This window comes from Actinomycetota bacterium, from assembly GCA_005774595.1.
Classification (GTDB): domain Bacteria; phylum Actinomycetota; class Coriobacteriia; order Anaerosomatales; family D1FN1-002; genus D1FN1-002.
Genome location: VAUM01000118.1, coordinates 1 through 5341, shown reverse-complemented (window position 1 = coordinate 5341; position 5341 = coordinate 1). Strand labels below are relative to the sequence as shown.

At 71.0% G+C, this 5341-nt stretch carries 7 protein-coding genes; 6 read left to right on the top strand and 1 reads right to left on the bottom strand.

Going from position 1 to position 5341, the window contains the following annotated elements; all coding sequences use genetic code 11:
- Positions 1-93 precede the first annotated feature (93 nt).
- From FDZ70_05970 to FDZ70_05955, 4 genes are all read left to right on the top strand, one after another.
- Positions 94-699 (top strand): YbhB/YbcL family Raf kinase inhibitor-like protein, encoded by a 606-nt coding sequence (locus FDZ70_05970; protein ID TLM76861.1) that lies wholly within the window; start codon positions 94-96, stop codon positions 697-699.
- 73 nt (positions 700-772) lie between these two features.
- Positions 773-1144 carry a cyclic nucleotide-binding domain-containing protein gene (locus FDZ70_05965; GenBank protein TLM76860.1) on the top strand — a complete coding sequence of 124 codons (372 nt, stop codon included), beginning with the start codon at positions 773-775 and terminating at the stop codon, positions 1142-1144.
- A gap of 1 nt (position 1145) precedes the next feature.
- Positions 1146-1622 carry a hypothetical protein gene (locus tag FDZ70_05960; protein TLM76859.1) on the top strand — a complete coding sequence of 159 codons (477 nt, stop codon included), beginning with the start codon at positions 1146-1148 and terminating at the stop codon, positions 1620-1622.
- A gap of 7 nt (positions 1623-1629) precedes the next feature.
- The gene (locus FDZ70_05955; protein ID TLM76858.1) at positions 1630-1872 is read left to right on the top strand and encodes a hypothetical protein; all 243 of its coding nucleotides are present in this window, start codon (positions 1630-1632) and stop codon (positions 1870-1872) included.
- Between the two features lie 24 nt (positions 1873-1896).
- Here the strand turns inward: FDZ70_05955 and ppk1 are convergent, their stop codons facing one another.
- Positions 1897-4044 (bottom strand): polyphosphate kinase 1, encoded by a 2148-nt coding sequence (gene ppk1, locus FDZ70_05950; protein TLM76857.1) that lies wholly within the window; start codon positions 4042-4044, stop codon positions 1897-1899.
- A 143-nt stretch (positions 4045-4187) separates the two neighbouring features.
- Here ppk1 and FDZ70_05945 point away from each other — a divergent pair, with 143 nt between their 5' ends.
- Entirely contained in the window at positions 4188-4931 is a 744-nt protein-coding gene (locus FDZ70_05945; GenBank protein ID TLM76856.1) for a hypothetical protein, read from the top strand.
- 83 nt (positions 4932-5014) lie between these two features.
- Positions 5015-5329 (top strand): MerR family DNA-binding transcriptional regulator, encoded by a 315-nt coding sequence (locus FDZ70_05940; GenBank protein ID TLM76855.1) that lies wholly within the window; start codon positions 5015-5017, stop codon positions 5327-5329.
- Positions 5330-5341: the final 12 nt, after the last annotated feature.

Below are 5341 nucleotides of genomic sequence, written 5' to 3'. Positions count from 1 at the left end.
TCCTTCCGGACCTGACCAGGTTCACGGCATGCCGTCGCCCGGGACCCGACCGCGGGCGTCTGTGAGATGCGAGTATAGCGTGGCAGACTGTTGATGCCCGCGCCGCCCACGGGGAAGGATGTCACCATGCGCTGCACGGACATGATCGTACCGGCGACAGCGTGCGCCCTGACCGCGGCGCTGCTCGCGGGATGCGCCTGTGCGACCGGGCCGACGGATGACGCGAAGGGACCGGGGGACATGCGACTGACATCGACCCAGTTCGCCGATGGCGCCACTCTGCCGGCCGCCAGCGCGAAGACGCAGGGCAACCGGTCGCCCGCGCTGTCATGGGAGGGGCGGCCCCGAGAGACCATGTCGTACGTGCTCGTGTGCGTGGACCTCGCGCCGATCGCGCACGAGTGGGTGCACTGGATGGTCGTGGACATACCGCCGGGCATGACCCAGCTTCCCGCCGGCGCATCCGGCGGCGCGATGCCCGACGCCGCCCGTGAACTGCTCAACGGCTTCGGAGAGCGCGGCTGGGGCGGCCCACAGCCACCCCCCGGCAGCGGGACGCACACATACCGCTTCACCGTGTACGCACTCGACGTCGCGAAGCTCGACGTGGACGACGAGGCGGTCCTCGACGACGTGCTCGCCGCCATCGAAGGCCACGCGCTGGCCACCTGCGTCCTGGAGGGCACGTACGGACGCTGACGGCGGCCGCGCTGTCGGACGGGCGCGCTACACTAGCGGCGGGCGTTCACGGACGAGACGGGGGCGAGCGCGCATGCTGAGCGGCGTCTGCATGACCTTCCGAGACGGTGACGTCGTCTTCTCGCAGGGCGACGCCGCCGCCGACATGTACGTCATCCGGTCGGGAAGGGTCCGCATCTTCCGCACCCACGACGGCGATGAGGTCGCGCTCGCCGTGTTGGGGCCGGACGACTTCTTCGGAGAGATGGCGCTGTTCGTGCCGGGCTCGCGCGCCGCGACCGCCGTGGCGGTCGGCGACACCGAGGTCGAGGTGCTCGACCGTCCCACCTTCATGTCACTGATCAAGGACCCCGTCGTCTGGCGCATCCTCATGAAGATGAGCGACCGCATCCGCGCCGCAGACGAGGCGCTCGAGGACGCGGCCGCCGAGTGCGGGGGCGCGTGACGTGCGCGTCTACCTGATGCGCCACGGGACCGCGGTCGACCACTTCGAGTGGACGGGCGACGACTCCACGCGCCCGCTGACCCCCCGAGGCGTCGCGGGAGCGGCACGCGTGATCGCCGAGATGCAGCGCCGCGGCGCAGCGCCCGACGTCATCATCGCCAGCCCGGCGGCTCGCACCGAGCAGACGGCCCGCATCGCCGCCGAGGCGTTCGACCTTCCCGTGGTCCTCGTCGACCGGGTGGCGTACGGCTTCAGCGCGCGCACGCTGCCGTCGGTGCTCGACGAGGCCGACGCAGCCGGCGCCTCCGAGGTCCTCATCGTCGGTCACCAGCCGACGGTGGGCGACGTCCTCGAGGAGGTGACCGGCCAGCGGGTGCACTACAAGAAGGGTGCGTGCGCGGCGGTCGACCTCACGACGATCGACCCCGCGAGCGGCACGATGGCGTGGTTCGTCACGCATGCCACGGCAGCCGAGTGACTCGGCCGTGACGCCCGCGGCCCGACACGAGCGCTACCAGGTTGACGGTGCGGACATCCTGTTCGCGGACACCTGGGCCGACGACGACACTCCCGGAGGCTCCCGCCCGCCCGCCTGCAATGCGTGCGGGATGCGCCTGCCGGAGGATGCGGTCGTCTGCGAAGCGTGCGGCACGCCCGTCGACGAGTGCTCGGGCTCGTGCGCGTCGTGCGGCGCGCAGGTGTGCGCGAGGCGCCTGCGCCCGCGCTGACCCACGGATCGGAGCGACGGGCCCCTACCGCCTGCTGCGCCGGCGCACCGGGCGGCCCTCGAGCAGCCGCTCCTGGGCGTCCACGGCGCGCGCGCCGTGGACGTGGCGGCGCGCGTAGGTGCCGTCCGCGTGCATCACGCGGCACTTCTCCGTGTCCGCCAGGTAGGTCGAGAGGACCTCGTCACGCAGACGCGCCACGAGGACCGGGTCGAGCACCGGGGCGAGGATCTCGACACGCCGGTCGAGGTTGCGGCCCATCAGGTCGGCGGACCCGATGAGGCAGACCGGCTCGCCCGCGTTCTCGAAGTGGAAGATGCGCGTGTGCTCGAGGAACCGGCCGACGACGCTGGTCACGCGGATGTTCTCGCTCACGCCGGGAACACCCGGGCGCAGGACGCACATCCCGCGCACGAGCAGGTCGATCTCGACGCCGGCCTGGGACGCCTCGTACAGCAGCCGCACCATCCCCCGGTCGACGAGCGAGTTGAACTTCAGCACCATCCGCCCGCCCCGCCCGGCCTTGGCGTGCTCGATCTCGCGGCGCACGAGCGCCTCGATGCCCGCGCGCAGCCCGAACGGCGCCACGAGAAAGCGCTTGTAGCGGCTGTCCTCGGCATAGCCGGTCAGGTAGTTGAACACGCGCGAGGCGTCCGCGGCCATCTCGTCGTCGCAGGTCAGCAGGTCGAGGTCGGTGTACTGGGTCGCGGTGACCACGTTGTAGTTGCCCGTGCCGATGTGCAGGTAGCGGCGGATGCGCTTGCCCTCCTTGCGCACGATCAGCAGCAGCTTGCTGTGGGTCTTCAGCCCCAGCAGGCCGTAGACCACGTGCACGCCCTCCGCCTCGAGCGCGCGGGCCCACTCGATGTTGGACTCCTCGTCGAACCTGGCCTTGAGTTCGACGAGCGCGGTGACCTCCTTGCCGGCCGCCGCGGCATGCCTCATGGCGTCCACGATCGGCGCATCGCGCCCGACCCGGTACAGCGTCGCCTTGATCGCGAGGACGTCGGGGTCGCGAGCCGCCTGCCACACCATGCGGACCACCGGCCCGAACGACTCGTATGGCCGGTGGAGCAGCAAGTCGTGGTCGCGCACCACCGCGAACATGTCAGTCGTCCGCAGCTCGTCGATCTCGGCGGGCAGCGCCGGCACGAACGCCGGGTACATCAGGTCCGGGCGGTCGAGCTTCATCAGCTCGAACAGGTCGCTCGCCCGCAGCGGCGGCGCCATGATGACCACGTCCTCCGGCGCCACCTGCAGGTTCTCGATCAGGATGCGCCGCAGGTACTTCGGCATGGACTCGGTCATCGTCACGCGCACGACAGAGCCGAACCGGCGGCGGCGCACGCCCTCCTCGATCGTCTCGAGGAGGTCGTCGGCCTCCATCTCCTGGATGGTGAACTCGGCATCGCGCGTGATGGCGAACGGATGCGCCTCGACGACCTCGAGTCCCGGGAACAGGGCGGCGAGATGCGCGGCGATCAGCTGCTCCAGCCACACGAAGTGATGCTCGCGCGCGGACGCGTCGCTCTCGGAGCCGTTGGTGGCGGGCGCGCAGACCTCGACGAGCCGCGGGATCGACTTCGGCACCTTCACGCGCGCGAAGCGGTCCTCGCCCGCCTTGGTCTTCACGAGCACCGCGAGGTTCAGCGACCCGGTGGAGATGTGCGGGAACGGGCGGCCGGGATCGAATGCCAGCGGAGTAAGCACGGGGAAGACCGTCTTGTCGAAGTAGCGGTCCGCGGCGGCGAGCTGCCCTTCGTCGAGGTCGCCGTAGTCGTGCAGGTGGATGCCCTCGGCGGCGAGATCGCGCCGGATGCCGCGGTACGCCACGCGCCCGCGGGCCAGCAGGTCGCGCGCGGCCTCCCGCGCGCCGGCGAGCTGCTCGGAGGGCGTCTGGCCGTCCGCCGACAGCTCCGCGACCGCGGCGCGGACCTGCTGTTTCAGGGCCGCGATGCGCACCATGTAGAACTCGGAGAGGTTCGACGAGAGGATCGCGAGATACTTCACGCGCTCGAGCAACGGATTGCGCGCGTCGACGACCTCCTCGAGGACGCGCTCCTGGAACCGCAGGAGCGACAGCTCGCGGTTCAGGTAGAGCGACGGGTCGTCGAGGCACACCGCGCCGCGCCGCGCGTCGTCGCAGGTGGGGCGCCTGTCGTTCCTCGCTGGCATGCCGTTGCGTCGCCTCCGGACCGGTTCTCGCCTTCACCTGTGAGTATCCCACACGAGGCGGCCGGAGCCCCGCTGCGGTATGCTCGCGCTCAAGAGAGCGCGGGCGGCCCCGTCGCGGCCCGCGGCAGGAGGGAGTCGCAACGATGGCCCAGTACGCGCCTCCCACGCCGGGCCAGCCGGCCTACCCGCAGCAGCCCGCGCCCGCCGGCTACGCGCCCGTCGCACCGGCGCCCGCGCCGAAGAAGAAGAGCGGCTGCTGGATCGGATGCGGCGTCGGCTGCCTCATTCTCGCACTGCTGACCTGCGCGCTCGCGGCCGGCGCGTACTTCGGCCTGCTCTCGATGGGCAAGCCGAAGGACCTAGGCGTCACCTACACCGAGGACGACTACTGGAGCGCCGTCGAGAAGGCGGGCACGGTGTGGCCACCGGCGCCCGACGGCGGCGAGGACTTCGCGAACACGGACGTGGTCTACTCGGGCAGCAAGCCGCTCGACGCCACCTTCTCGAACTCGGAGATCTCCGCGCTGCTGTCCAACAGCCATACGCCGGGCTGGCCGATACATGACATGCAGATCCGAGTGAGCGACGGCGGCGGCGTCGAGCTGTCCGGCCTCGTCGAGTACGAGGGCAATCAGGTGCCGGTCTACGTCGACGGCAGCGCCTCGATCGAGGGCCGCACGGTCTCGGGCTCCATCGACTCTGCGCAGGCGTTCGGCGTAGCGGTCCCCGCGGAGTACCTCCCGCAGGCGACGGAATACGGCCTCGGCCTCGTCAACGACCGCCTCGCGCGCATGGAGGGCCTCGACATCACCTCGATGGACGTCACCGACGGGCAGCTGCATCTCACGGGCACCGTCCCCGCCGAGGCGCAGCGCGTCCCGAAGTAGGCGCGCGGTCCGTCGTCGTGAGCCACCTATCGACCCTCACGCCGCGTGAGGGTCTACCCTGACGGCGCAAGGAGGTGTGCGCGATGGCCCGGACGATCGGAGCGGTGGCGGCGCTGGCTGACGTCAGCGTCCGGGCGCTGCACCACTACGACGAGATCGGCCTGCTCTCCCCCTCGGGGCGCAGCGCGGCGGGCTACCGTCTCTACGAGAGGGCGGAGCTGGCGCGCCTGCAGATCGATCGGTGGTTCTACCGGTGCTCCCACGAGATGCACGCGATGCTCGGAGAGATGTACGTGGCCGACCCGCGGTTCACCGCGACGTACGAGAGGATCCGCCCGGGCATGGCCGCCTACGTGCGCGACGCCATCCGTGCGAACGCGGTGAGGGCCGGACGCTAGGCGGCCATGCCC

Coding starts and splice junctions, on each gene's coding strand:
- FDZ70_05945 (TLM76856.1), top strand. CDS start 4,188: ATGGCCCAGTACGCGCCTCCCACGCCGGGCCAGCCGGCCTACCCGCAG.
- ppk1 (TLM76857.1), bottom strand. CDS start 4,044: ATGCCAGCGAGGAACGACAGGCGCCCCACCTGCGACGACGCGCGGCGC.
- FDZ70_05965 (TLM76860.1), top strand. CDS start 773: ATGCTGAGCGGCGTCTGCATGACCTTCCGAGACGGTGACGTCGTCTTC.
- FDZ70_05940 (TLM76855.1), top strand. CDS start 5,015: ATGGCCCGGACGATCGGAGCGGTGGCGGCGCTGGCTGACGTCAGCGTC.
- FDZ70_05970 (TLM76861.1), top strand. CDS start 94: ATGCCCGCGCCGCCCACGGGGAAGGATGTCACCATGCGCTGCACGGAC.